The sequence below is a fragment of the Paenibacillus sp. FSL H7-0737 genome (genome assembly GCF_000758545.1).
Lineage (GTDB): Bacteria > Bacillota > Bacilli > Paenibacillales > Paenibacillaceae > Paenibacillus_AQ.
On the sequence record NZ_CP009279.1, the window covers coordinates 1,192,115 to 1,215,925 of the forward strand.

General features: G+C 41.4%; 20 protein-coding genes and 1 riboswitch. Of the genes, 17 read left to right on the forward strand and 3 right to left on the reverse strand.

The window, feature by feature from the left end:
* Nucleotides 1-27: 27 nt before the first annotated feature.
* The 3 genes from arcC to H70737_RS05170 are packed head-to-tail and all read left to right on the forward strand — an operon-like array spanning nt 28 to nt 2,923.
* Complete coding sequence (gene arcC / locus H70737_RS05160; protein WP_042185324.1) at nt 28-978, forward strand: carbamate kinase; 951 nt, start codon at nt 28-30, stop codon at nt 976-978.
* Nucleotides 979-1,001: 23 nt separating this feature from the next.
* Complete coding sequence (locus tag H70737_RS05165) at nt 1,002-2,456, forward strand: cytosine permease (RefSeq protein ID WP_042185326.1); 1,455 nt, start codon at nt 1,002-1,004, stop codon at nt 2,454-2,456.
* A 14-nt stretch (nt 2,457-2,470) separates the two neighbouring features.
* Nucleotides 2,471-2,923 (forward strand): nucleoside deaminase, encoded by a 453-nt coding sequence (locus tag H70737_RS05170; protein ID WP_042124600.1) that lies wholly within the window; start codon nt 2,471-2,473, stop codon nt 2,921-2,923.
* 65 nt (nt 2,924-2,988) lie between these two features.
* Here the strand turns inward: H70737_RS05170 and H70737_RS05175 are convergent, their stop codons facing one another.
* Nucleotides 2,989-3,861, reverse strand: coding sequence for an alpha/beta hydrolase (locus H70737_RS05175; RefSeq protein ID WP_042185328.1), 873 nt, complete (start codon nt 3,859-3,861; stop codon nt 2,989-2,991).
* A 121-nt stretch (nt 3,862-3,982) separates the two neighbouring features.
* Here H70737_RS05175 and H70737_RS05180 point away from each other — a divergent pair, with 121 nt between their 5' ends.
* The 9 genes from H70737_RS05180 (at nt 3,983) to H70737_RS05220 (ending at nt 15,321) form a co-directional block, all read left to right on the forward strand.
* Nucleotides 3,983-5,224 carry a Zn-dependent hydrolase gene (locus tag H70737_RS05180; RefSeq protein WP_052404171.1) on the forward strand — a complete coding sequence of 414 codons (1,242 nt, stop codon included), beginning with the start codon at nt 3,983-3,985 and terminating at the stop codon, nt 5,222-5,224.
* A gap of 232 nt (nt 5,225-5,456) precedes the next feature.
* A riboswitch (cyclic di-GMP riboswitch) is annotated at nt 5,457-5,543 on the forward strand.
* Nucleotides 5,544-5,664: 121 nt separating this feature from the next.
* Entirely contained in the window at nt 5,665-7,899 is a 2,235-nt protein-coding gene (locus tag H70737_RS30145; protein ID WP_081951044.1) for a bifunctional diguanylate cyclase/phosphodiesterase, read from the forward strand.
* 12 nt (nt 7,900-7,911) lie between these two features.
* Complete coding sequence (locus H70737_RS05190; protein WP_042185332.1) at nt 7,912-9,630, forward strand: methyl-accepting chemotaxis protein; 1,719 nt, start codon at nt 7,912-7,914, stop codon at nt 9,628-9,630.
* Nucleotides 9,631-9,907: 277 nt separating this feature from the next.
* Nucleotides 9,908-10,885, forward strand: a complete 978-nt coding sequence (locus tag H70737_RS05195; protein ID WP_042185334.1) for a ring-cleaving dioxygenase — start codon at nt 9,908-9,910, stop codon at nt 10,883-10,885.
* A gap of 17 nt (nt 10,886-10,902) precedes the next feature.
* The gene (locus H70737_RS05200) at nt 10,903-11,508 is read left to right on the forward strand and encodes a flavin reductase family protein (protein WP_042185336.1); all 606 of its coding nucleotides are present in this window, start codon (nt 10,903-10,905) and stop codon (nt 11,506-11,508) included.
* A 165-nt stretch (nt 11,509-11,673) separates the two neighbouring features.
* Nucleotides 11,674-12,249, forward strand: a complete 576-nt coding sequence (locus H70737_RS05205; protein ID WP_042185338.1) for a TetR/AcrR family transcriptional regulator — start codon at nt 11,674-11,676, stop codon at nt 12,247-12,249.
* Nucleotides 12,250-12,318: 69 nt separating this feature from the next.
* Nucleotides 12,319-13,188, forward strand: a complete 870-nt coding sequence (locus H70737_RS05210) for an NAD(P)-dependent oxidoreductase (protein WP_042185340.1) — start codon at nt 12,319-12,321, stop codon at nt 13,186-13,188.
* Nucleotides 13,189-13,259: 71 nt separating this feature from the next.
* A complete protein-coding gene (locus H70737_RS05215; protein WP_042185341.1) occupies nt 13,260-14,312 on the forward strand; it encodes an LLM class flavin-dependent oxidoreductase in 1,053 nt (350 codons plus the stop codon).
* A 40-nt stretch (nt 14,313-14,352) separates the two neighbouring features.
* Complete coding sequence (locus H70737_RS05220) at nt 14,353-15,321, forward strand: alpha/beta hydrolase (RefSeq protein ID WP_042185343.1); 969 nt, start codon at nt 14,353-14,355, stop codon at nt 15,319-15,321.
* A 197-nt stretch (nt 15,322-15,518) separates the two neighbouring features.
* On the opposite strand, the gene H70737_RS05225 is transcribed toward H70737_RS05220, so the two are convergent.
* Complete coding sequence (locus H70737_RS05225) at nt 15,519-16,058, reverse strand: NADPH-dependent FMN reductase (protein WP_042124617.1); 540 nt, start codon at nt 16,056-16,058, stop codon at nt 15,519-15,521.
* 280 nt (nt 16,059-16,338) lie between these two features.
* Here H70737_RS05225 and H70737_RS05230 point away from each other — a divergent pair, with 280 nt between their 5' ends.
* The 3 genes from H70737_RS05230 to H70737_RS05240 all read left to right on the forward strand — a co-directional run bounded on the left by H70737_RS05230 (nt 16,339) and on the right by H70737_RS05240 (nt 20,170).
* Nucleotides 16,339-16,791, forward strand: a complete 453-nt coding sequence (locus H70737_RS05230) for a MarR family winged helix-turn-helix transcriptional regulator (RefSeq protein WP_042185346.1) — start codon at nt 16,339-16,341, stop codon at nt 16,789-16,791.
* A gap of 11 nt (nt 16,792-16,802) precedes the next feature.
* The gene (locus H70737_RS05235; protein ID WP_042185348.1) at nt 16,803-18,014 is read left to right on the forward strand and encodes an MFS transporter; all 1,212 of its coding nucleotides are present in this window, start codon (nt 16,803-16,805) and stop codon (nt 18,012-18,014) included.
* A gap of 386 nt (nt 18,015-18,400) precedes the next feature.
* Nucleotides 18,401-20,170 (forward strand): M3 family oligoendopeptidase, encoded by a 1,770-nt coding sequence (locus H70737_RS05240; protein WP_042185350.1) that lies wholly within the window; start codon nt 18,401-18,403, stop codon nt 20,168-20,170.
* On the opposite strand, the gene H70737_RS05245 is transcribed toward H70737_RS05240, so the two are convergent.
* Nucleotides 20,167-21,747: a bifunctional metallophosphatase/5'-nucleotidase gene (locus tag H70737_RS05245; protein ID WP_042185352.1), complete on the reverse strand. Its 1,581-nt coding sequence runs from the start codon at nt 21,745-21,747 to the stop codon at nt 20,167-20,169. The genes H70737_RS05240 and H70737_RS05245 overlap by 4 nt on opposite strands.
* Nucleotides 21,748-21,919: 172 nt before the next feature.
* Here H70737_RS05245 and H70737_RS05250 point away from each other — a divergent pair, with 172 nt between their 5' ends.
* Nucleotides 21,920-22,897, forward strand: a complete 978-nt coding sequence (locus tag H70737_RS05250) for a phosphate/phosphite/phosphonate ABC transporter substrate-binding protein (protein WP_042185354.1) — start codon at nt 21,920-21,922, stop codon at nt 22,895-22,897.
* Nucleotides 22,898-23,027: 130 nt separating this feature from the next.
* Nucleotides 23,028-23,810, forward strand: coding sequence for a phosphonate ABC transporter ATP-binding protein (gene phnC, locus H70737_RS05255; RefSeq protein ID WP_042185356.1), 783 nt, complete (start codon nt 23,028-23,030; stop codon nt 23,808-23,810).
* Nucleotide 23,811 lies beyond the last annotated feature (1 nt).

Below are 23,811 nucleotides of genomic sequence, written 5' to 3' on the forward strand. Positions count from 1 at the left end.
TAAGAATTGCAACATAGGAGGCATCAGATGAAAGAGACTGTAATCGTTGCTATTGGCGGGAACTCATTGGTCAAGGAAAATGGCCTGGATTCAATTCATGACCAATCTGAAGCAGTAAAAGAAGTTGTCGTTAATATTGTTGATATGGTGCAAGAGGGCTACAATGTCGTCGTTACACACGGTAATGGACCACAGGTAGGATTTGGGCTAAGAAGATCTGAGATTGCACATGAAATTGCCGGCATGTCTCCTGTTCCACTAGTGAATTGTGGAGCCGATACACAAGGTGGAATCGGTTATTTAATTCAACAAGCTTTAATTAACGAATTTGCAGTTAGAGGGATCCACAAGAATGTGGCTACGGTGATTACACAAGTCGAAGTAAGCTCAGAAGACCCTAATTTCAAGAATCCGACGAAACCAGTAGGATCCTTCTTTTCCAAAGAGCAAGCGGAAGAAATGAAAAGAGAACATCCGGAATGGAGCTTTGTAGAAGACTCTGGCAGAGGATACCGTAGAGTAGTTCCATCCCCAAGACCTATAGATATTGTGGAGAAAGACGCGATTAAATCATTAATCGATGGGGGCTTTGTCGTTGTCGCTGCAGGCGGTGGAGGTATCGCAGTCGTGAAGTCTGATGATAACACGTACAAAGGTGTTGATGCAGTCATCGATAAGGATTTTGCTACGAGTCTTTTAGCAGAACAGATTCATGCGGAGACCTTAATTATTACAACGGGAGTGTCTAGAGTATGCATCAACTATGGTAAGCCGAATCAAAAAGAGCTTTCCAAAATGACGGTTGATGAGACTAAACAATATGTACTAGAAAATCACTTCCCAGCAGGAAGTATGCTGCCTAAAATCGAGGCGAGTTTAAGCTTCTTAGAGAACAGCGGAACGCGAGTTATTATTACGAATCCGGAAAGCTTAAAAGATGCGATCAATGAACAGGCAGGCACTCATATCGTGAAGTAATTTAAGCGAGGGGAAGTGTAGATATGGATCAAGCAAAATTGGAACAAAATTATGATAGGTACAAATCATACGGTTACGGTGAGGAATTACTGCCCAAGAAGCCTGAGCAAAGAGACTGGGGAATGTCCAACTATATAACCCTTTGGATGGGTGCTGTTCATAATATTATGTCGTATATGACAGTCGCAGGTTTCTTCGTCTTAGGGTTGGATACAACACAGGTACTCTTTGCCGTTATGCTCTCGGCCATTATTGTCTCCGCATTTTATGCTTTAAACGGATATTCTGCCTCCAAATATGGGCTGCCATTCGCGATGTTGCTTCGTGATTCATTTGGGGTAAAAGGAGCAATTATACCGGCATTGATACGAGGACTTGTTGCCGGATTAGTATTCTTTGGAACCACTACCGTTGTTGGTGCAGAATCATTAAATGTTATATTTGCTAGATTTATTCCGAATTATATGGATTTAGGCGGTGGCTTCACACTCTTCGGGTTAGCATTCCCGACAATGATCTCCTATGCGATTCTTTGGACAGCAACGGTTCTGTTGTTCTTAGGTGGAATGAAAACATTAGGTAAGTTCGGTAACTGGTCTTCCCCAGTAGTGTATGTGTTTATTATTGGTGCTGCTGTTTGGGCGATCAAGATTGCTGGAGGGTTTGGACCGATTTTAGAGTATGTACCAGCGAACCCAAGCTCAAGTCCATTAGTCTTTATTGCTTGCGTGAGTGCATTGGTATCTAACTGGGCGGGTCCTGTTGTGAATATGTCGGACTTCACACATCGTGCGAAATCACCAAAAGCGGCTATGATTGGGTTGCCAGTAGGGTTTATCTTATCTTATATTCTTTTTGCCATCACTTGTGTGGCTTTAATCGCGGGTACTGAAATTGCGTTTGGTGAGCCGATTTTCAATATCGTTCATGCCATTGATAAAATTGAAAACACTTTCGCTGTTGTTGTATTGATTCTAGCGCTAAACGTAGGAGCAATCGCCTTCGTAGTGTTTGCAAACCTATTGCCAGCTGGCTTGCAAATGTCATCTCTTTTCCCGAAAAAATTCACTGTAAAAACTGCAGGTGTCTTAACAGCCGTTGTTGGAACTTTGATTTTGCCATGGAAGCTGGTAGAAAGTACAACGACTTTATTCTACTTTTATAGCTTTATTGGGTCCATCTTTGGTCCAATTGCGGGTATTATGCTTTCAAGCTTCTTTATTCATCGGAAAAGAGTATTAAATCTTGATAATATCTATGTCCCAGCAGGTAGCAATGGTGAATATAAGAATGGTTACAATCCTGTTGCGATGGCTGTTCTAGCAGTCAGCTTCATCCTTCCTATGTCAGGTGCATTTCTTAAGGGTATCCCCTTCCTAGTTAGAATGAATGATTTTGCTTTCTTTAGTGGCTTAATTGTTTCGTTTGTTCTATACACCATCTTTAGCAAAACACTAAAATCATCCCAATTAAACTAGAGGAGGAATTTGAAATGGATTACATGAAATTGGCTGTAGACGCAACGATTGAGGGTATGAACAAGAAATTTGGGGGCCCGTTTGGTGCAACGATTGTCCGAGGCGATGAGGTAATTGCAGCGGTTAGCAATACAATGATGAGAGACACGGATCCTTCCGCACATGCGGAAATGGTAGCTATCCGAGAAGCTTGCAAAAAGCTAGACACGATGGACTTATCGGATTGTGTAATTTATGCCACCTGTGAACCGTGTCCGATGTGTATGGGCGCTATTATTTGGTCAGGTGTTAAGGAAGTTCATTATTGCAGCACAAGAGATGATGCGAAAGAGCATGGCTTCTCTGACATTCACCTTCGCGAATATTTTGTGGGTCATGATGAGAGTGTTGTTAATATGATTAAAGTGGAAGCTAGAGAAGATTGCGATCATTTATGGACGCATTTCCACGAATTAAACAAGAAATAATTCATGCGGTCTCCTATATTTTCCGGCACTATTTTAGTGCCGGATTTTCCTGTTCTTCTACAGACCTACTCAGCAAGATGAAGCTGAAGGAAATCAATCACCTGATGAAGAGCTTTTTGCACAACAGGGTTATCGAAATCTTTTTCAAATACATGCTCTCCGTTTGGAATAGTAATAAGCTTTGCCGGTACTCCTTCTTTCACTAGCGCAGCTCTCATGAATACCGATTGTTCATACGGCACATCTACATCGTTCGTTCCGTGCAGTAACAATGTAGGGGGGAATTCCTTAGTTACATGATGAATAGGACAGAATTTGAGGATTTCTTCCTTATGTAGAGAAGGATTCAAGCCCGTCACTTCTTCGATCCAACGACCGGATTGTCTTGCATATAAATAGAGAAGAAAACGCTCGTCAACGCTTGCGCTCGTAATGATTTGATCGGACACTGTACCTTTTGCAATCTCCATGGAGACGATATCCTTTTCACAATAGAATCTACTAGGTTCGAGTGCCCATGGAGCGCTAATATCGCCATATCCATAGAAGGAGACAATCGCACGTGGCTTATGGGTAAACATTCCTGTGCTTAGTGCAAGGAAACCACCTGCTGAGCTTCCCACTACAGCGATCCTCGAGGGGTCAATGGAGAATTGTTTTGGTCCTTCCTTTTCTAACCAAAGAAGGCTATCTTGGACATCTTCAAGGATGTCAGATAGGGTTGACCTAGGGGCTAATCTATAGTCAATCGAAAATAGCGCAAAGCCATTATTAGTGTAAAGTTGTATCATTTCCTCGGATAGATCTTCTCGATCACCCCAAAGTAGGCCGCCTCCGTGAATGTACACAATAGCAGGGGCTTGGGGACGTTTTGTTTCATAAAAATCAGCTTTAATTGTAAATGAGTCATTTTCTTTAAAAATAATGGTCTTCTTCATAGCTATCCATTACACCTCATCAAGTAAGTAATTTTTAAAGACTAGCACTACCTCTATTGTATATCATTCACGAATTTTGATGAAACCATAATCATGAATACCCAGGATTGGAGATATTAGCATGGATAGAAAGAGAAGATATCAGGCTTTATTTGATAATATTAATCAATATAACTCGGGTGAGAAGGGCATCACTAGAATTGCCTATACAAATGAAGAGCAGACATGTACGAGTGCTTTTATGCGGATGTGTAAGGCTGAAAATTTAGATATTCGGATGGATCATTGCGGAAATGTGATCGCTAGAAGGAATGGGAAGATAGAAGGGCTCCCACCCGTTGTAATGGGCTCTCACTTGGATACGGTATACCAAGGTGGGAAGTACGATGGGGTAGTAGGTGTAACGGCTGCTTTGGAAGTGATCAAACGTCTAAACGAAAAAGGGATTGAAACGGATCATCCGATCGAAATCATCTCATTTGCCTGTGAAGAATCCTCGCGTTTTGGGATTTCAACAGTAGGCAGCAAAGTAATGTCAGGGTTATTTCAGAAGGAGAAATATAGATCTTTGAAGGACAAAGACGGTATTACCATGGAAAAGGCATTTTCGCTATGTGCACTGGATTATAACAGTATTGATCAGGCGAGTAGAGAGAATGAAGAATTAAAAGCGTTTTTTGAATTACATATTGAGCAAGGTCCTGTCTTAATAAACAATAATAAAAGAATTGGAATTGTGACTGGAATTGCTGCACCCGTGAGGCTTCATATTCAAATATCAGGGAAGGCATCCCACTCTGGAACGACACCTATGAATATGAGAAAAGATGCTTTTCTGGGTGCCTCAGAAATAGCACTTGAGCTTGAGAAAGCAGCCAAACTCGAACAAGAATTTGGAACGGTTGCGACGCTAGGGGTGATAGATATCTTGAATGGCGCTATGAACGTGGTTCCGGGAGAAGTGGAAATTAAAATTGATATCAGATCTACTTCAGTGGCATCCAGGCAACGTGTGTTAGACCATTTGTATCAAACAATATCCTTAGTACAAGAAAATAGACAACTTGTAATTGAGAGTACGGAAATTATTTCGGAGGAACCCGTCCTATTATCTGATGAGATCAGTCAGGTTCTAGAATCGATTTGTGAAGAGAAAGGGATATCGAGTCAACGGATGATCAGTGGTGCAGGGCATGATGCCATGAACATGAACAAACTTTGCCCAGTAGGGCTTATCTTTGTTCCTTCTGTAGATGGACTTAGTCATCATCCCAATGAGTATACGGATTTAGATGATATCATTATGGGGATTGATATTTTAGAAGAAGCTGTTGTTCGTTATGCGTTTGTAAGACAAACATAATTCGTGTTGAGAAGTAAGTCCCAATGTGACATATATAAATGTTACATTGGGCTTTAGTATCTAATTATATAATTGTTCGCAGAATTGTTGCTTTACATTAATAAATATTATATTAAAGTTAACATTGACGTTTGTGAAAAAATTCCCATTCAAAAAAATTAAATCACAGCGGAGATAGGTCTTTTGGTGGTAGCCTATTTTTAATAGAGTATTTAGGACTAAAAATAGTAAAACAGAATATTGGTAAACCTATTGAAAAATAGGGACACAAAGCCATAGGGTCTAAATCTATTTATAGATATGACAGCCGGTTGCATGTAGTGGGAGTTTCATGCTCTTATTTTTTGACGCATTTGCAGCCGTTATCATTCTGATAGCGGCTTTTTTTTGCTCGTTTTCTAATAAAAAAACGTAATAAATCGGAAAAAGGATGATAGTACATGGATCAGACACAACCACTGAGAGTATGGAGAATGATAGGCCTCGTCATAATGGCAACGTTGATATTTTGGGGGTGCTCTTACTATTTCATAAAATGGACTGCTAACTCTTATGAGCAAGAAGCGGTTGCTGCTACATCAGAAGCTACGATACATGCGAGTAGATCGATTGGAAATATGATACAGGGTGGATTAGATTCATTAGATGGAATTGCTGATTCTATTTCGGAAATCAATTATATGGATTGGGATAAGACCAAAAAATATCTGCATCACTTTGATAAAAAATATAATTTTATTCGAATTAGCATCAACAGCCCAGATGGTAAAGCTTACGCATCAGATGGGACAATGTTTGATGTATCAGATGAAGTAGGGTTCCAAAAGGCTCTGCAGGGTATTAGCAGTATTTCTGATCCATTCTTAGATAAGATCTCCAATAAAGAAATTATCACGATCAATAGTCCACTTAAGTTTAAAGGTGAAGTGAAGGGTGCTTTATCTGCCAGCAAATATACACAAGATCTTTATGATGCTCTTGCAGTTTCCTTCTTTAAAGGTCATGGTTATTCTCAAATCATTGATCAAAAGGGACAAGTCATTATCAAATCGAAGAATCTTGAAGAGGATAAGACAATTGATAACATATTCGAAAGTATAAGTATTGATTCTAGAAATAAGAAACAACTGCAAATCTTTAAAGAGAACATAACCGCAAAAAAATCTGGAGTAGGAATATTTTGGATTAACGGAGATAGCAAAATGGTAGGTTATTCTGGCATCCAGGGGGTTGAGGACTGGTATATTCTCTCCGTGATACCGAAAGATTTGATCATGGCCAAAGCGTCTCAAATGAGTCAGGCGACTTTTCTATTATGTGTAATCATGTTTGTCTTATTATTGATCATATTTGTTAACATTCTATTAAATAAGAGCAAAATTAGGAAACAGATGGAGAGGATTGCCTTTGAGGATGAGTTAACACATCTTCCTAGAACGAATAAATTTGTTATAGATGCTCAGTATTTACTTAAAGAGAAACAGAATACAAAGTTTGCTGTGTTGCAATTTGATATTGAACAATTTAAATACATAAATGAAATTGTCGGTTTTCATGAAGGAAATAGCATTTTGATTCAAGTGGCTAATAGCTTAACAGCAAACACATTAGACGAGGATGTCATTGGACGCTTAGGGGGTGATCGTTTTATTCTTTTCACTTCGTATGACAATAAGGCGGAATTATTCATCCGTATACAAGTACTTACTGAACAAATGAGCGACTATACGTTTGGAAATGAAGAAGGTTTTAGGCTAGTGATTAATTGTGGAATTTACTGTATAGATGATCGTCAGAGCGATATCCTCACATGTATTGACCGAGCAGGAATCGCTTGTAAGTCCATTAAAGGTGGATACAAGAGTTCATGCACTTTCTTTGACGAACAATTGCTATTGCAGATACACGAAGAGCAAGACATCGTAAGAAAGATGGATGCTGCCATGACAAATGGTGAATTTATAGTATATTTACAACCGAAAATGGATCTGCGAGTGAACAGTTTTCATGGCGCTGAGGCATTGGTTCGATGGAATGATCCTCAGAAGGGACTTATATCTCCTGCAGTATTTATCCCCATATTTGAGAGGAATCGCTTTATTGTGAAATTAGATTTAATGGTGTTTAAATCAGTATGTATCATGTTGAGTAAATGGATCCAGGAAGGAATCCAGCCACTTCCGATTTCAGTGAATATATCGCTTATAACCCTATACCATAATGATTTCCTGCTCCATTTGACGAATATTATTAACAGGTACCAGGTACCTGCTAGATTGATAGAGTTAGAGCTAACCGAGTCTATTGTATTCCAAAATTTAGAGTTTGTTAGAGATATTTTGTTGGAGTTGAAACGTAAAGGATTTTCCATAGCTATCGATGATTTTGGGACAGGTTATAGTTCCTTAAATGTATTGCAATATTTCCCTGCTGATGTCATTAAGTTAGACAGGGCTTTTCTGATGAGTAAGTCAAATGATGAGACAGGGAAGATAGTAATTGCCAGTATGGTCAAGCTAGCTAGGGATTTAAATATGAAAGTTGTGGCAGAGGGAGTTGAGACAGAGGCGCAAATTGATTTTTTGAAACAAATAGATTGTGAAATCGCTCAAGGTTATTATTTCGCGAAACCAATGCCAGTAGCAGAATATGAAAGCTTAATTAAAAGTACATAGGGAGTGCAAAGCATGAGGAAGATGAGAAATTGGACTATCGTAGGCAAAATTACTGTTACAAATTCAATATTACTGTTAGGTGCTCTGATCATTGCGATCGTTGGTAGTGTGTATTTCAGCAATATGTATGCGAACTCTAGAAGTATGTATAAGAACGATCTTACGTCAGTTTATGCACTTGGGAAATTCGAATCTAATAATCATGAAATAGTAACCTTAACGAATAAGATGATCGCTAGTCATGATCCAAGCGAACTTCAAGAGAGTTATCAGAAAGTTGTTGAGCTTCAAGCTGAAAACAATGGAATCTTGAATAAGTATGAAGAAACACGTTCCCTCCCAAACGAAAAGGAGATTTATGCTGAAGTTTTATCATTAACGAAACAGTATCGGCAAATTCAGCTTCCGATGTTTGAGAAGATGCTAAATACCCCTACATATGATCCTGCTGAAGATATCATCTCTGATCTTGAAGCGTTAAATATGAAACGAAATGAAGACCTTGGAAAATTAGTTGAAATGAACTTAGGAAGTGCCCAATATGCAGATGTTCAGAATAAGAAGCTATTTCAAAAAGGACTTACGGTCAATATCATTGTTGCTTTTCTCGTTATCCTGATTTCAATCGGTTCATATTTGTCCTTGAGAAGATATTTCTCACGAGCAGTAACCATTATCCTGAACTTTTCAGAGGCGTTTGGTCGAGGAGATCTGACTCAAAGAGCTAAGTTTGATGCTGAAGATGAATTTGGTCGAATCGTGAAGTCGCTTAATCATTCGGCAGAGCAAGTACAAACCATCGTAACTAGTGCTTCTTCCTCAGCACAAGAGTTAGGTGCACTTAGCGAAGAATTATCTGCAACAGTTGAGGAAGTAAATGCTACAATGGATCAAATTTATAATTCCTCGCAAGAGGTTGCTTCTGGAAGTGAATCTTTAAGTGCTACAACAGAAGAAGTAAATGCAACAGTACAAGAGATTATCTCCAATGCAGATCTGCTAAGTGATAAGGCGGGAGTCGCACTAAATACCTCCGAAGGAATTCTGGTACAGGCAGCTTCCGCGAAGGAAAAGGCTGTAGCATCGATTCAATATGCGACAAGTTTGTATGCTGAGAAACAGAATTCCATTATGCACGCGATCGAGGCAGGGAAAGTTGTTAATGAAGTAAGAGAGATAGCTGGGTACATTTCAGAGATTGCAGCCCAAACGAATCTATTGTCCTTGAATGCTTCCATTGAAGCAGCAAGAGCTGGGGATGAGGGAAGAGGATTCGCTGTAGTTGCTAATGAAGTACGCAAACTTGCTCTACAGTCGGAGGAGTCGGTGGGGAAGATTCAGAAAATGACACTGCTAGTGGAAGATGCTTTTGAGAATGTGTCCTTTCAATCACAAGCGCTGCTGGATTTTATCGATTCGACGGTGATAAGTGATTATGAGAGTTTCGAGCAAGTAAGTATGCAATATAAAAATGATGCCGATATGTTTCATGAGATTACAGGTGAAATGGTATCTTCAATGCACGGACTGAAGCTATCAATGGCAGAGGTAGATCAAGCGATGACGAATGTTGCCGCAGTATCTCAACAGTCTGCGGACAATGTAAGTGGCATTCGAAATCACATTTCAGATACATTACAAGCGTTTGAAGATGTGGCTGCTTCTTCTGAGCACCAGGCGAATATTGCGGAAATGATGAATGAGACGGTTGGTAAATTTGTGATCGAGTAAGAACCAAAACAAAACAGCCTTGTTCAGGATATCTATTTACATACTGAACAAGGCTGTTATCTTTTATAGTGTTTTGTTGACAACAACAAAGGAGTGTGCTAAATTTATCTTAAGTTAAAGATAATTAATGTAAAGATAATTTGTGAGATACATGTAATCGAATGTTGGAAAGATATTTTTTTTGGTGGATATCTTAACATTAAGATAATTCAATTAATCTTTCTTAAACTAGGGAATTATATTACAAAATCAAACTAAACTTTAGGAGTGTATAATCATGAGAAATTTAAAAGGGATTCACCACGTAACAGCCATCACAAGCAGCGCAGAGAAAAACTACGAGTTTTTTACTTACGTATTGGGAATGCGTCTAGTGAAGAAAACCGTCAATCAAGACGATATTCAAACGTATCACTTGTTTTTTGCAGATGATAAGGGCAGTGCCGGAACGGATATGACGTTCTTTGACTTTCCTAACATTCCTAAAGGTGTTCACGGAACCAATGAGATCGCCAAGACATCCTTCCGAGTACCAACTGATGCTGCATTAGACTACTGGGTTAAACGTTTTGATCGCCTGGATGTGAAGCATACCGGAATTAAAGAGCAGTTTGGCAAAAAGACTTTATCCTTCGTAGATTTTGATGACCAGCAATATCAACTTATCTCCGATGAATTTAATGAAGGGGTCGCATCAGGTACACCATGGCAAAAAGGACCGATTCCTTTAGAGTTTGCGATCACTGGTTTGGGACCGATCTTTGTACGTATAGCTGACTTCAGCTATTTTAAAGAAATGTTGGAAAGAGTCATGCTGTTTAAAGAAATCGGACAGGAAGAGGCTTATCATTTGTTTGAAGTCGGCGAAGGCGGAAACGGGGCGCAAATTATTGTTGAGCATAACGAGGACTTACCGAATTCGCGTCAAGGCTTTGGTACGGTTCACCATGCGGCTTTCCGAGTAGAAGACCGTGCGATGCTGGATGAGTGGACTAAGCATTTTGAAGACTTTGGATTCCGTACTTCAGGTTATGTGGATCGTCATTTCTTCGAGTCGCTGTATACACGTGTTGCTCCACAAATCCTGTTTGAGCTTGCGACAGATGGACCTGGATTTATGGGAGACGAGGAATACGAAACGGTTGGAGAAAAGCTTTCATTGCCACCATTCTTAGAACCTAAACGTGAGCAAATTGAGAAGTTAGTACGCCCTATTGATACCGTTAGAAGCACGATTGATTTCGTGAAAGAGTGAAGAAGGAGCTGGGGAGATTGATTTCGATTGATCCGAAGCAAAATAGTGAGCGGGAAAATTATAAGTTATTAATTGGTACTGTTATTCCTAGGCCCATTGCTTTTGTCACTACACAATCAGAAGATGGCATTTTGAACGGTGCGCCGTTTAGCTATTTTAATATCGTCTCGTCTAACCCTCCGATGGTTTCACTGTCTATTCAAAGACCAGCGGGGCGATTAAAAGATACAGCCCGTAATATCTATAACAATCATCAGTTTGTTGTGCATATTGTAGATGATGAGAATGTTGGGAAAATCAATCAAACCGCTGCTTCATTGCCAAGAGCAGAAAGTGAAATTGAACTTGCCAATCTTACACCGGTCCCAAGTAAAAATATAGCTGTACCTGGTGTATTGGAAGCAAAGGTTCGAATGGAATGTAAGCTTGTACAAGCGATACCTCTAGGGGAAGAAGAACCTGGAAGTGATCTATTCATTGGCGAGATTGTTCAGTTTCATATCGATGAATCGATTTATCAGGAGGGGCGGATTGACCCTAGAGCCTTAAATGCAGTGAGTCGTTTGGCGGGATCAAATTACGCTACGATTGGTGAGATTTTTGAGATTGAAAGACCGAAATAATAAACTAAGACCTGTTCGTAAGCGATGAAGCCTACCGAGCAGGCCTTTTTGTGTGCAAATTATAGTTCATCAGCTATGCCAAGCAAACCGTAAGGTTTTCTCTCGAAGTTTATCTGGACTGATCGTTCCAGATATGTTATATTGCCATTACGGGAGGTGTTACTCATGGCAAGGACAAGAGAGTTTAACGAGGATCAAGCACTACATCAAGCGATGCTGTTGTTTTGGAAAAAGGGTTATGAGGCAACAAGCATACCGGACTTGCTGCAGGTTATGGGCATTAGCCGATCTAGTCTTTACGATACTTTTTCTGACAAGCAAAAATTGTACATTGCCGCACTGGAACATTACAAAAAGGTAAGCTTCAATAGACAGGTCATTCTTGAACAGGCGTCAAGCGTTAGAGCAGGGATTCAACAATTTTTTGAGCAACATATTACTTCAGCGTACGATACGAGCCTACCCGGCGGGTGTTTTGTAACGAATGCAGCTACAACACTAGAGTCGCGGGATGAAAAAATAAATGAATTGATAAAGACTAGTTTTTTGAATTTAGAACAGGCTTTTTGCGAGCTTTTGGAAAAAGGCCGACAATCAGGCGAACTTGATAAAACCACTGATGTCAAAGCGTGGTCTTATTTATTGCTGAATTTACATCAAAGCATAAATATTATGGCAAAAGCAGATCAGGATCAGCAACGTGCCAAAGAGATGATAAGCTTTGTAATTGCAGGAATATAAATTTTTTTTGGTTATTCTGGAACGATCGTTCCGTTATTGTAAATCATCCTTAATGCGGAGAAGAGACTTATGAAAATATCATTTATCGGGCTTGGGAAAATGGGCTTTCCAATGGCCCAAAATTTGTTGAAAGCTGGTAATGAATTAATCGTTTTTAATCGTACTCGTGAAAAAGCGCAACCCCTAATAGATCAAGGAGCGCATTATGCCGAGACACCATTGGAGGCAGCACAAAAGAGCGATATGGTCATAACCATGCTTTCTGACGATGCCGCTTTGGAGGAGATTGTTGAGGGTCCGAATGGAATTTTGAATGGATTATCAGAAAAAGGAATTCACATATCTGCCAGTACGATCAGTGTAGATCTGGCTCGGAAATTATCCGCGGCGCATGCGGAGAGAAAGCAATACTTTGTGTCTGCCACAGTGCTGGGGCGTCCGGATGCCGCTAAAGCAGCTAAATTGCGCATCATTTTGGCAGGTCCGGAGCAAGCCAGACGACAGTTAATTCCTGTTTTAGAACAATTAGGTCAGGAAATATTCGAGATTGGGGATTATAGCGAAGCAGGAAATGTTGTGAAAATAGGCGTAAACTTTTTAATTGCTTCTATGCTGGAAGCTTTATCAGAAACGCAGCTGATGGTAGAAAAGTATGGCATAGAGCCAGCCCGTTTTATGGATGTGGTGAATGCTCTTTTTCAATCTCCCTTATATCAGAACTATGGGGCGATAATGACAGAGCAGCGGTTTGAACCAGCTGGTTTTAAAATGAAGCTAGGGCTGAAGGATGTTGCACTGGCTATAGAGGCAGCGCAGTCCGTCCAAGCTCCTCTACCTTTGGGCCAACTTATCCATCATCATTTATCTGAAGGAATAGCCCATGGTTATGGTGAGATGGATTGGACCGCTTTAATCCGTTGTCTAGAGCATTCTTCTTAAAAAAAATAGGGTTGCCCCAAATATCTGTTGGTTGTAGTGCAGGAGAAAAATTAAAAGAGGTGTGATAAATCATGGAAATAGGTGTTACTTCGTTCGTAGAAACAAAGCCTGATATTGAGACTGGAATTGTAATGAGTCATGCACAGCGATTACGAGAAGTAGTCGAAGAAATCGTCCTTGCGGATCAGGTGGGACTTGATGTTTTTGGTATCGGTGAGCATCATCGTGAAGATTATGCAGCTTCTTCACCAGCAATCGTGTTGTCCGCTGCTGCGTCCTTAACTAAACGGATTCGCCTGACTAGTGCTGTGACGGTCCTTTCATCTGCTGATCCTGTACGTGTGTTTCAGGATTTCGCTATGCTTGATGGCATCTCCAATGGACGAGCCGAGATTATAGCGGGCCGGGGTTCATTCGTTGAATCCTTTCCGTTGTTTGGTTATGGCTTACATGACTATGATGAGCTATTTAATGAAAATATCGAACTGCTTATGAAAATACGGGAATCCGAGAAAGTAACATGGAAGGGAGGCCATCGGCCAGCAATTCATAATTTGGGCGTATACCCCCGGCCCGTCCAGAACTCTTTACCTATATGGATTGGCAGCGGAGGTACGCAAAGCTCCGCCGTTCGTGCAGGACTTTTGGGTCTGCCATTGATGTTGGCGATCATTGGCGGGAATCCAATGAATTTTGCTCCGCTTGTAGAGCTGTACAAGAAGGCGGCGGCCCGCGCTGGACATGATGTATCGCAGCTTCAGGTGGGATCTCATTCGATTGGATTCGTCGCAGAAGATACGGAACGGGCAGCAGATATCTTTTTTCCATCTACCCAGTACGGCATGAACAAGCTCGGCAAAGAGCGAGGATGGTCGTATTACGACCGCTCCAGCTATGATGCCGCCCGAAGCTTTGAGGGTGCATTGTACGTTGGAGATCCGGAAACAGTTGCTCAGAAGATCATTCATCTACGGAAGCATGTAGGAATAACACGCTTTATGATGTATGTTCCACTAAGCACGATGCCGCATGAACTTGTGTTGCGGGCTATAGAACTGCTCGGAACGGAGGTTGCTCCACGAGTACGAGAGGAAATTGCCAAGTGGGAGGCTGAGAAGGAATAAGGATTATACAAGCAATCATTATTGTATTGGAGGGATTTTCTTGAGTATCGATAAACGTATACTACCAGAATTAAGAGAGGCATATTCACAATTTCCAGGGTTTCAATTGGAAGAGAATTTAGAGTGGAGCAGAAGTTTAGTGTCGGCTCCGTCACTGAAGAGGTCAGAGCATGTAAACACAACCAGTCGAAAAATTCCGGGTGTTGCAGGGGAGATAATGGTAAAAATTTATGAACCTGCTGGGCGAAATGCTGACAAGCTTCCAGCTATGTTGTGGATTCACGGTGGCGGATACGTGTTGGGACATCCTGATATGGATGATGAGTTGTGTGAACGCTTTGTTCAGACGGCTAGATGTGTTGTCGTGTCGGTTGATTATAGGCTGGCACCCGAGCACCCCTATCCAGCTGCAATCGAAGATTGTTATGCTGGCTTAGTATGGATGACGGAGGAGGCGGAATCGCTTGGCATTGATGAGAATCGGGTTGCGATTGCTGGTGCAAGCGGTGGCGGCGGGCTGACAGCAGCACTTGCGCTGATGGCACGAGACAAAGGTGGACCATCCATTATCTTTCAGATGCCGTTGTACCCGATGCTCGACAACCGTAACACTACGCCATCAAGCCATGAGATTACGGAAGAAGGTGCAATCTGGAACCGGACGGACAACTTAACGGCTTGGAACATGTACCTGGGCGAGGAGAACGATGCCAGTAGGATAACTTCCTATGCGGTACCAACGAGAGCGGAGAATTTAGCTGGACTGCCACCAACCTATACATGTGTAGGTCAGCTTGATTTATTCCGAGATGAGACTATCGAATATGTAACACGACTTGCGCATGCAGGTGTAGATATCGAATTTCACCTGTATCCCGGATGTTTTCATCTTTTCGAAATATTCGTTCCAGAAGCGGAAGTGAGTCAGCGCGCCGTTCAGAGCTATATGGATGCTATGGCCCGGGCACTTCACCCCAAACACTCGCCCTCCCCAAGCGAGAGCTGTTAATAATGCAAGCGCAAACCATATGATCATTGCTCCTTGTTGTAGATTGAAATCCTCGCCGATTATGCGAGAAAAGATTCTATACAAGGTGGTCATTTCATCACACACAAAAAATACACCCTTAGAATCGACCGGACAAACCATAGGTTTATCAATGTCTATTCTAAGAGGTGTATTTCATAATATTAAAGCGGGTGATCTTAACGAAGCGTCTTGAGCGCACCGCTCCAAGCCAATACTTGATCAAGCATGCCGTTTACATTGGTCAGGTGAAGATCCGCTGGTTTGAACACAGAACCGTTCTCGAAATCAGTGAACAGTGACAGGGCCGGATGTACACGAACGTCTGCTACTGACAGTTCTCCCAAAATTCCACGTAAATGCTCAGCTGCACGAGCGCCGCCTACAGAACCATAACTTACGATACCCGCTGCTTTGTTGTTCCAAGCTTCACGTGCGTAATCGAGTGCATTTTTCAGTGATGCGGAAATACTGTGGTTGTACTCTTGAACGATAAATACGAAACCGTCTAATGTAGCAAGCTTTGTATTCCAAGCGGTTGCTTGTTCAGTGGCATCAACTTCTCCCATTAGTGGAAGTTTGAAGTCCGCGATATCTACGATCTCATAATTAGCATCTCCACGTGCATCTGCTACCTTTTTAACCCATTCCCCTACTTGTGGGCTTAAACGACCTTGACGAGTACTTCCCAGAATGATTCCGATGTTTAATTTAGACATTGTTTGTTCCTCCTCGATTTTTGTTCTACCAAATAGTTTGTCTAGAAATCCCATGAATTACACAACCTTTAAATAAATAATATTAAGCGGGTTACGCTCTAGTTGTCTTTAAATTAAGTATCTTTAACATGAGATAATAATACCGTGTTTAGTTTACTTTGTCAAGCAACTTAATAATAGTTAGTTTATAATTTTGTCTCACCTTTACAAATTTAGTTGTCTAGAATATAATTGTTTAAGCAACTATTAAAAAGAAGATGAAATGAGAAGAGGTCTGATCATGACGACAAAGCATAACCAATCCGAACTTACGTTAGGATTTATGATGGGAACGACCTATCGTAAATTAAGCGCGTTATTCCAAAATGGGCTAAAGGAATATGATATAACACCTGAGCAATGGTCAGTGCTTTTTCAAGTCGACAGAACGGAAGGGCTGATTCAGAAGGATATCGCGAAGCGTTCGGGTAAGGATAAACCAACTACGACGCGAATTCTGGATCACTTGGAGGGAAAAGGACTGGTCTATAAAAGAACCGGGGAGAATGATCGGCGTTCTTTTAAGGTTTATATTACGGAAAAAGGAAGAGCTCTGATTAAGGAGACCTTTCCTATTGAGGATCAAGTCACAGATGAGATTATGAACTGTATTTCCAGTGATGAATATGAGCTACTCATGGGGTTGCTGCTAAGAATAAACAATCATATTGATCAAATAAATGATGGAGAGTAGGAACGTAAGTTATGCCAGAACAACAAGAACTACGTACGAAACTATGGACCAAGTCTTTTATTGCTTTAACGTTTAGTGCTTTATTTTTATTTATGAATTTACAGATGCTGCTATCTTCATTTCCGTCTTATGTTAAAAGTGAATTTCAAGCCGGAGATATTATGGTCAGCTTGGTTACAAGTGTATTTGCGCTAACTGCGATTGCTTCACGTTTTATGACTGCTTTTCTGATGCGGAGGGTTAGCCGCAATGTACTACTATATATTGGTTTAGCCATCGCGGCCGCCATAACCGGTCTTTATGTGGTAGCAGACTCAATCGGGTCACTATTGCTGATGCGGGTAGGCTATGGGATTGGGTTCGGGATTGCCAGCACGATTATTCCCACGATTGTTTCACAGATTATTCCTAGCAAAAAAATGGGCGAAGGGATCGGCTATTTCGGCTTATCAACCAGTCTTGCAATGTCCATTGGCCCTATGATTGGTTTGAACGTAATGAAGCAATCGGGGTTTGGAACACTGGCGATGATCGGAACATTCACCTTGCTTCTTGCCTTTCCAGTCTTATTGTTCTCACGTTCACTTCCAGCTGTACCGAAAAAACAGCCTATTGAGCGATCCATTGCACCATCCAAACCACTCAAGGTTCCTTTTAATACAAAGTTAGTATTGCCTGCAATACTGAATGTCTTACTCGCGATCACTTATGGTGGATTGCTTAGCTTTATCGCTTTGTTCGGCGAATCGGTGCATTTAGAGCAAGTGGGTTTGTTCTTCTTATTTAACGCGATTACGATCATCATTATTAGACCTATTTCCGGCAGATTATTTGATAAAAGAGGTCCGGCTGCTGTTCTGATTCCCGCAGCGGTTTGTGTCGTCGCGAGCTTAACAGTGCTCTCGTATACAACATCCATGCCAATGCTCATTATATCCGCATTGCTGTATGGACTCGGCTTTGGAGCTATCCAGCCTACTATACAGGCTTGGATGCTTCGGACATCTACACCTGCACAGTATGGTATGGCGAACAGTATGTTTTATAACTCAACAGATTTAGGGGTAGCCAGTGGGGCCATTATTCTTGGGGCAATCTCGGCGGCATCCGATTATGGGATGATGTATCGTTATTCTGCTGGGTTCATGGTGCTGTTTCTAATTATTTATATTGGGATTCAGATTACTAAGGCCAGAAATAACCCTTCAGCTTTAAGCCAATAAGGGATGATTTCAGATTAAGCTAATCTTTAGGTACTATTCATATCGTTTTAAGCTAAGGGGGTTATAGTAATCACATAACCCCCTTAAATATAGACCTTGACCCTGCCGGACGTTGGCAGGGTCCTTTTTTTGTTGATGAAGAGGACAGAGATCTGTAGATTAAGCCAATCTTTATCTACTATTCATATTCTTTTAAGCTAAGAGGGTTATAGTAATCACATAACCCCCTTATAATATAGACCTTGACCCTGCCATACGTTGGCAGGGTCCTTTTTTTTTGTTCTTGCGCCATCCCGAAAACATAGGTAGTATACAGATTTTACCCACTAAGGACGGTATAATGAAGAAATCAGAGATGGCCAAAGAAGTAGAGGAGAGGTTCACAAATGAATATGACATGGAATCTGGATAGCTTATATCCTTCCTTTGAGTCAGAGAAGTTAAAAGGCGATCGTGAGCTACTCGGTCAACTTATTATAGATTTGAAAGCCTGGGCTGAGGGCAATCTAAAGCTTGAGGGTGTTTCCGTCGCAGGGATCGAGGACTTTCTAAGACTCTACAACGATTATAAAAGCGTATATGTATGTTTATTAGCCTATGCAGAGTTAACCCTTAGCGCAGACAGCAGTTCTGAGGAAGCCATGAATCTTGCTGATGATATTGAACATATGAGCTCAGAGATTGCTGGGGTAGTTGCGGGTTTTAAACGATGGATTAGCACTTGTGAACACATAGATGAGCTTATCGTTAGCTCAACTTATCTTTTGAAACATCAATTTTATTTAAAGGAGCTTCTTCTGCAATCCCGTTATGTGTTAAATGAGGAAGTAGAAGTTGCGATTGCCAGAATGCAGAGCACGGGTTCCAAAGCGTGGGGAAGGCTCTACATGGAGAGCGTATCGAGTACACTTGCAGATGTGGTAATACAAGGGGAAACTAAGAAAGTAACGCTTGCGGAACTAAGGAGTATGGCCTATGAGAATAACGCTACATTAAGAAAAGCGGCTTATGAAGCCGAGGCTGAAGCTTGCAGTCGTATTGCTGGGGTTTGTGCAGCTTGCATGAATGGAATAAGTGGTGAGGCGCTAACGATTTATGGCATGCGTGGATATCAATCTTCTCTGGAAAAGGTGTTAGTGGCATCGCGAATGGACAGTGAAACTTTATCGGCAATGCTCGCCGCTCTTCAGGAGAGTTTGCCAGCTTTTCATACCTATTATCAAAAGAAAGCCGAACGGCTGGGACATTCCACAAAGCTGCCTTTTTACGATATTTTTGCACCGATTGGCGAAGAAAGTGTAAAAATCTCTTACGAAGATGCTCAAAAAACAATTGTCTCTAGCTTCGGAACCTTTAGCGAGGAATTGGCCAATTTAGCTCAAAAGGCTTTTGATCAGCAATGGATTGATGCAGAACCTAGAGCGGGTAAGGGTGGATATGGGCTCTGCATTGATATTTTTCCGATAGGCGAGAGCAGAATCATGACACAGTTCACTGGAAATGCTATAGATATTAGTATTCTTGCCCATGAGCTCGGCCATGCATATCATAGCTCCTGTCTGGGAGAAGAAACGATGCTGAACACAGATTATCCGATACCGATTGCCGAAACGGCTTCGATCTTTTGCGAGACGATCGTAAATCAGGCACTACTCACTAGTTCGACCAAGAAGGAAACGCAGCTTCTATTGGAGAGAAGTATTTCCGATGCTGGGTATTATCTTGTAGACTTCTATGCCCGTTATTTATTTGAGCTTAAACTATATGAGAGAAGAACCTCGGGTCCGCTTCCTGTTCAAGAGCTGAACGAACTGATGATTGCTTGTATGGTGGAAGCTTACGGTGAGAGCATTGATCCTGATACGATCCATCCTTACATGTGGATGAACAAGGCCGGATATTTTATGGCTGGTTATGAATTTATGAACTTCCCGTATTCTTTCGGACTGTTATTCGCTAAAGGACTCTACGCAGAATATTTAAAAAAGGGCGAGGAGTTTGTCGCCCGGTATCGTCAGTTCCTTAGTGCTACCAGCAAGCATAATATTGCAGATGTAGCAAAGTTTATGGATATTGATGTACACTCCATTGATTTTTGGAGAGGTGCTTTAATGCTGATTGAAACCGATATTGAGGCATTCATCAGTACGACCTAAACAACTCTCCAGTTGTGATCACAGGTAGCTTCAATTTGGCCGCGTTTTTCAATGTAATTCGTGACAATTTCAGACATGTCGATCAGTACTTCTTTGATAATCGGCTTGCCCTTATACATCTCATAATCTCCACCGCCGCTTGCTCTATAGTTGTTCATAACAACATCATATTCCTTAGAGTCCTCTACAGGCTGCCCACGATGCAGCAGATGGAGGACTCTTTTGCCTACAGGTTTATTGATATGAAGCTCGTAGTGGATGCCTTCCCACATATCATAATTGTAATGTTGCGATTTAGGTTCTACATAAGCAGGGTTAACAATTACATTTCCCTCTAGATCCTTTTGAAAATAGTTGGCGGTTTGTTCCAGTGCCTCTTTTATATCTTGTCCGGTCAGTCTTAGCACAGTTAGCGTGTTAGGATAAATGAAGTTGGAAAGAATATCTCTCCGGGTAATGGTGTTACTGAAGCCCTTGCAATCGTTGCTGAGTAAAGCTGCTGTCGAGATCTCTACACCTGTAGCCTCCATTTGTACCTTATTCATAAATTCTATAAAGGGATGGTCAGCCAATCGGCATTCATCTGCACTAGAAATAGAAAGGTCACCGATAACTGTACCTATTCTCTCATCCAACCAGGCTTCTGTTTCTGATTCAAGCGTGCTGCTAAGCTCTAGAATTGTATCATCTACAGCGGTCTTGTCGTCTACAGCAAGGAGTTCGGCTTGTTTACTCTTAATCTTCCAACGTTCGTTTTCTTTTTGAAAGACTACTGAAATCTTACCGAGGGAATGTCCATTACAACCAGGCTGTATGATCGTCACACCATTTAGCTCACTAGCTATGAAGCGATGCTGATGTCCGGTAATTAATACATCTAAGCCTTCAACCTCTGTGCACATTGCATAGGCTTGATTCTCTCCAGTTAGTCTCTCTACAGGTTCACCACTAAGGAGGTCGCGCTCGAACCCGCCATGATAAGCTACAACGAGTAAATCGGGCTGTTCTTCTTCTCTAATAGTGGCACACCAAATCTTTACAGTCTCTAACGAATCCTTGAATTGAAGTCCTTCTATATGGACAGGATTCTCCCAGTGGGGAATGTAATGTGTGGTAACTCCTAGAATGGCTACTTTGATTTTTTTGTCTATCCATTTGATGATATAGGGTCTACCAAATGCAGGTTTACATGTCGCGCGATCTATAATTCCAGCAGATAACCAAGGGAATTTGGAATCCTGAATGGCTTTATTAAGCAGTGGCTTACCAAAATTGAATTCATGGTTGCCAATAATTGCAGCGTCATATTTCAATTCATTCAATGCAGCTATGCCTGGATTTAGTTCGTCACTGTACTGTGTGGCTGCATAATAAGCTAGCGGTGTACCTTGAATAAGATCACCGTTATCGAGAAGTATTAGCTCTGGACAATGGGATCTTTCTTGTTTAATAAGGCTAGCAATGGTTGCTAAGCCTTTTTGTTGTTTCTCACCCGTGCGGTAATCAATGGGCCCTAAATGCCCATGTAGATCACTTGTTATGAGGATTTCGCAGGTTAAGGTGTTGTCTTTATTCATGGGTAGCCTCCTACGGATAATAAGTTCAGACCTCATTCTATCAGATAATTTGGAAATTTTAAGAGATTGAAATAAATTTTACATATATTTAATAGTTAGAGGCCTTAGATTTAATACAAAATATTTATAGTCTAGAAGTACTAAAAAAAAGAGAACAGTGGAGGTCTTTCGTTTGAGAAAAATAAGTAAATTCGTATTGCCGCTAATGATGTCTATTACTTTGCTTAGTGGTTGTGGTGCTAATAACACTGCTAATACTGCAAACCAAGGATCGACGGATGGAGCAAATGCACCGAAGGAAACGGCAGCTCCTGTAGCAGAGGGTTATGTTCCAGAGAAGCTCACAGTACAATTTGTCCCTTCCCAAAATGCGGATACGCTCGAAGCTAAGGCGAAACCTCTTGAAAAATTACTGGGTGATAAACTCGGTATTCCTGTAGAAGTAAGTGTCTCTACTGATTACAACACTGTTATCGAAGCTATGGCTTCCAAAAAAGTAGATTTAGGTTTCCTTCCTCCAACAGCTTACGTATTGGCAAAAGAAAAAGGAGCTGCTGAAGTTATTCTTCAAGCTCAACGTTTTGGTGTAAATGATGAAACGGGTGCTCCGACAGATGAATTGGCTGACTTCTATAAATCTATGATTATCGTTAAGAAAGATTCTGCGATCCAATCCGTTGCCGATTTGAAAGGCAAAAAAATCGCTTATCAAAACGTTACATCCTCAGCAGGTTTTGTGTGGCCGGCTGCAACACTAATGGATGCAGGACTTGATCCGTTGAAGGATGTACAAGCTATCACGGTTAAGGGACATGACCAAGGCGTTCTTGCTGTACTGAACGGTGATGTAGATGCCGCAGCTATTTTCCAGGATGCTCGTAATATAGTCGTTAAGGATTATCCGAAAGTATTTGAAGATACTCGTGTTCTCGCTTTTACTGATAAAATCCCTAACGACACGATTTCGGTCCGTTCAGATATGAATAAGGAATGGATTGAGAAGATTCAGCAGGCGTTTATTGATATCGCTGCTGACAAAGAAGGACATGAGATTATCAAAGATATTTACTCGCATGAAGGTTATGTGAAGTCACAAGATAGCAACTTTGACATTGTTCGTGAATACAACAATAAAGTAAAAACAGAGTAGTTCAGGCCGTTCAAGGATACAACGATGTTGGTGTATAACAGGAACTAAGGATAGCCAGCTCCGGATTCCCCCCCGGACCTGGCTATCTCTTTTATACGAATATACGAAAACACAAAAAGGAATGATTTTCATGATAGAGCTTCGTAATGTGTCCAAGACGTATCTAAACGGAACCAAAGGATTAAACAACATTAACCTGACTATTCCAGCTGGAGAATTTGTAGCTATTGTTGGTCTTTCGGGTGCGGGAAAGTCAACCCTGCTACGTTCCATTAACCGGCTTCATGATATTTCAGCAGGCGATATTCTTATAAATGGGCAATCCATCACGAAGGCAAAGGGAAGCCAGCTCCGAATGATCCGTAGAAATATCGGAATGATCTTCCAAAGCTTCAACTTGGTGAAACGTACGACTGTGCTTCGTAATGTATTGGCAGGGCGGGTCGGCTATCATTCCACAATACGGACGATAATTGGCAAATTCCCACAGAAGGATATTGATTTAGCCTTTGAGTCTCTCGATCGGGTCAATATTGCTGAGAAGGCCTACACACGTGCAGATCAACTATCTGGAGGTCAGCAGCAGCGTGTGGCTATTGCTCGTGTTCTTGCGCAGGAGGCACAAATTATCCTTGCAGATGAACCTGTCGCTTCACTGGATCCACTGACGACCAAGCAGGTTATGGATGATTTGAAAAAGATTAATAAGGAGCTTGGGATTACGACCATCGTGAATTTGCATTTTATCGACCTCGCTAGAGAATATGCCACCCGGATTATTGGGCTCAGGGCAGGAGAAGTGGTCTTCGATGGTCCTGTATCCGAGGCCACCGATGAGAAATTTGCTGAGATTTACGGCAGACCGATTCATCAGGATGAGTTGTTAGGTGAGCCTGTAAGCGGAGGCATGTGAT

Bases quoted from the DNA above. Each gene is read 5' to 3' on its own strand.
- arcC (WP_042185324.1), top strand. From the start codon at position 28: ATGAAAGAGACTGTAATCGTTGCTATTGGCGGGAACTCATTGGTCAAG.
- H70737_RS05165 (WP_042185326.1), top strand. From the start codon at position 1,002: ATGGATCAAGCAAAATTGGAACAAAATTATGATAGGTACAAATCATAC.
- H70737_RS05170 (WP_042124600.1), top strand. From the start codon at position 2,471: ATGGATTACATGAAATTGGCTGTAGACGCAACGATTGAGGGTATGAAC.
- H70737_RS05175 (WP_042185328.1), bottom strand. From the start codon at position 3,861: ATGAAGAAGACCATTATTTTTAAAGAAAATGACTCATTTACAATTAAA.
- H70737_RS05180 (WP_052404171.1), top strand. From the start codon at position 3,983: ATGGATAGAAAGAGAAGATATCAGGCTTTATTTGATAATATTAATCAA.
- H70737_RS30145 (WP_081951044.1), top strand. From the start codon at position 5,665: ATGGATCAGACACAACCACTGAGAGTATGGAGAATGATAGGCCTCGTC.
- H70737_RS05190 (WP_042185332.1), top strand. From the start codon at position 7,912: ATGAGGAAGATGAGAAATTGGACTATCGTAGGCAAAATTACTGTTACA.
- H70737_RS05195 (WP_042185334.1), top strand. From the start codon at position 9,908: ATGAGAAATTTAAAAGGGATTCACCACGTAACAGCCATCACAAGCAGC.
- H70737_RS05205 (WP_042185338.1), top strand. From the start codon at position 11,674: ATGGCAAGGACAAGAGAGTTTAACGAGGATCAAGCACTACATCAAGCG.
- H70737_RS05210 (WP_042185340.1), top strand. From the start codon at position 12,319: ATGAAAATATCATTTATCGGGCTTGGGAAAATGGGCTTTCCAATGGCC.
- H70737_RS05215 (WP_042185341.1), top strand. From the start codon at position 13,260: ATGGAAATAGGTGTTACTTCGTTCGTAGAAACAAAGCCTGATATTGAG.
- H70737_RS05225 (WP_042124617.1), bottom strand. From the start codon at position 16,058: ATGTCTAAATTAAACATCGGAATCATTCTGGGAAGTACTCGTCAAGGT.
- H70737_RS05230 (WP_042185346.1), top strand. From the start codon at position 16,339: ATGACGACAAAGCATAACCAATCCGAACTTACGTTAGGATTTATGATG.
- H70737_RS05235 (WP_042185348.1), top strand. From the start codon at position 16,803: ATGCCAGAACAACAAGAACTACGTACGAAACTATGGACCAAGTCTTTT.
- H70737_RS05240 (WP_042185350.1), top strand. From the start codon at position 18,401: ATGAATATGACATGGAATCTGGATAGCTTATATCCTTCCTTTGAGTCA.
- H70737_RS05245 (WP_042185352.1), bottom strand. From the start codon at position 21,747: ATGAATAAAGACAACACCTTAACCTGCGAAATCCTCATAACAAGTGAT.
- phnC (WP_042185356.1), top strand. From the start codon at position 23,028: ATGATAGAGCTTCGTAATGTGTCCAAGACGTATCTAAACGGAACCAAA.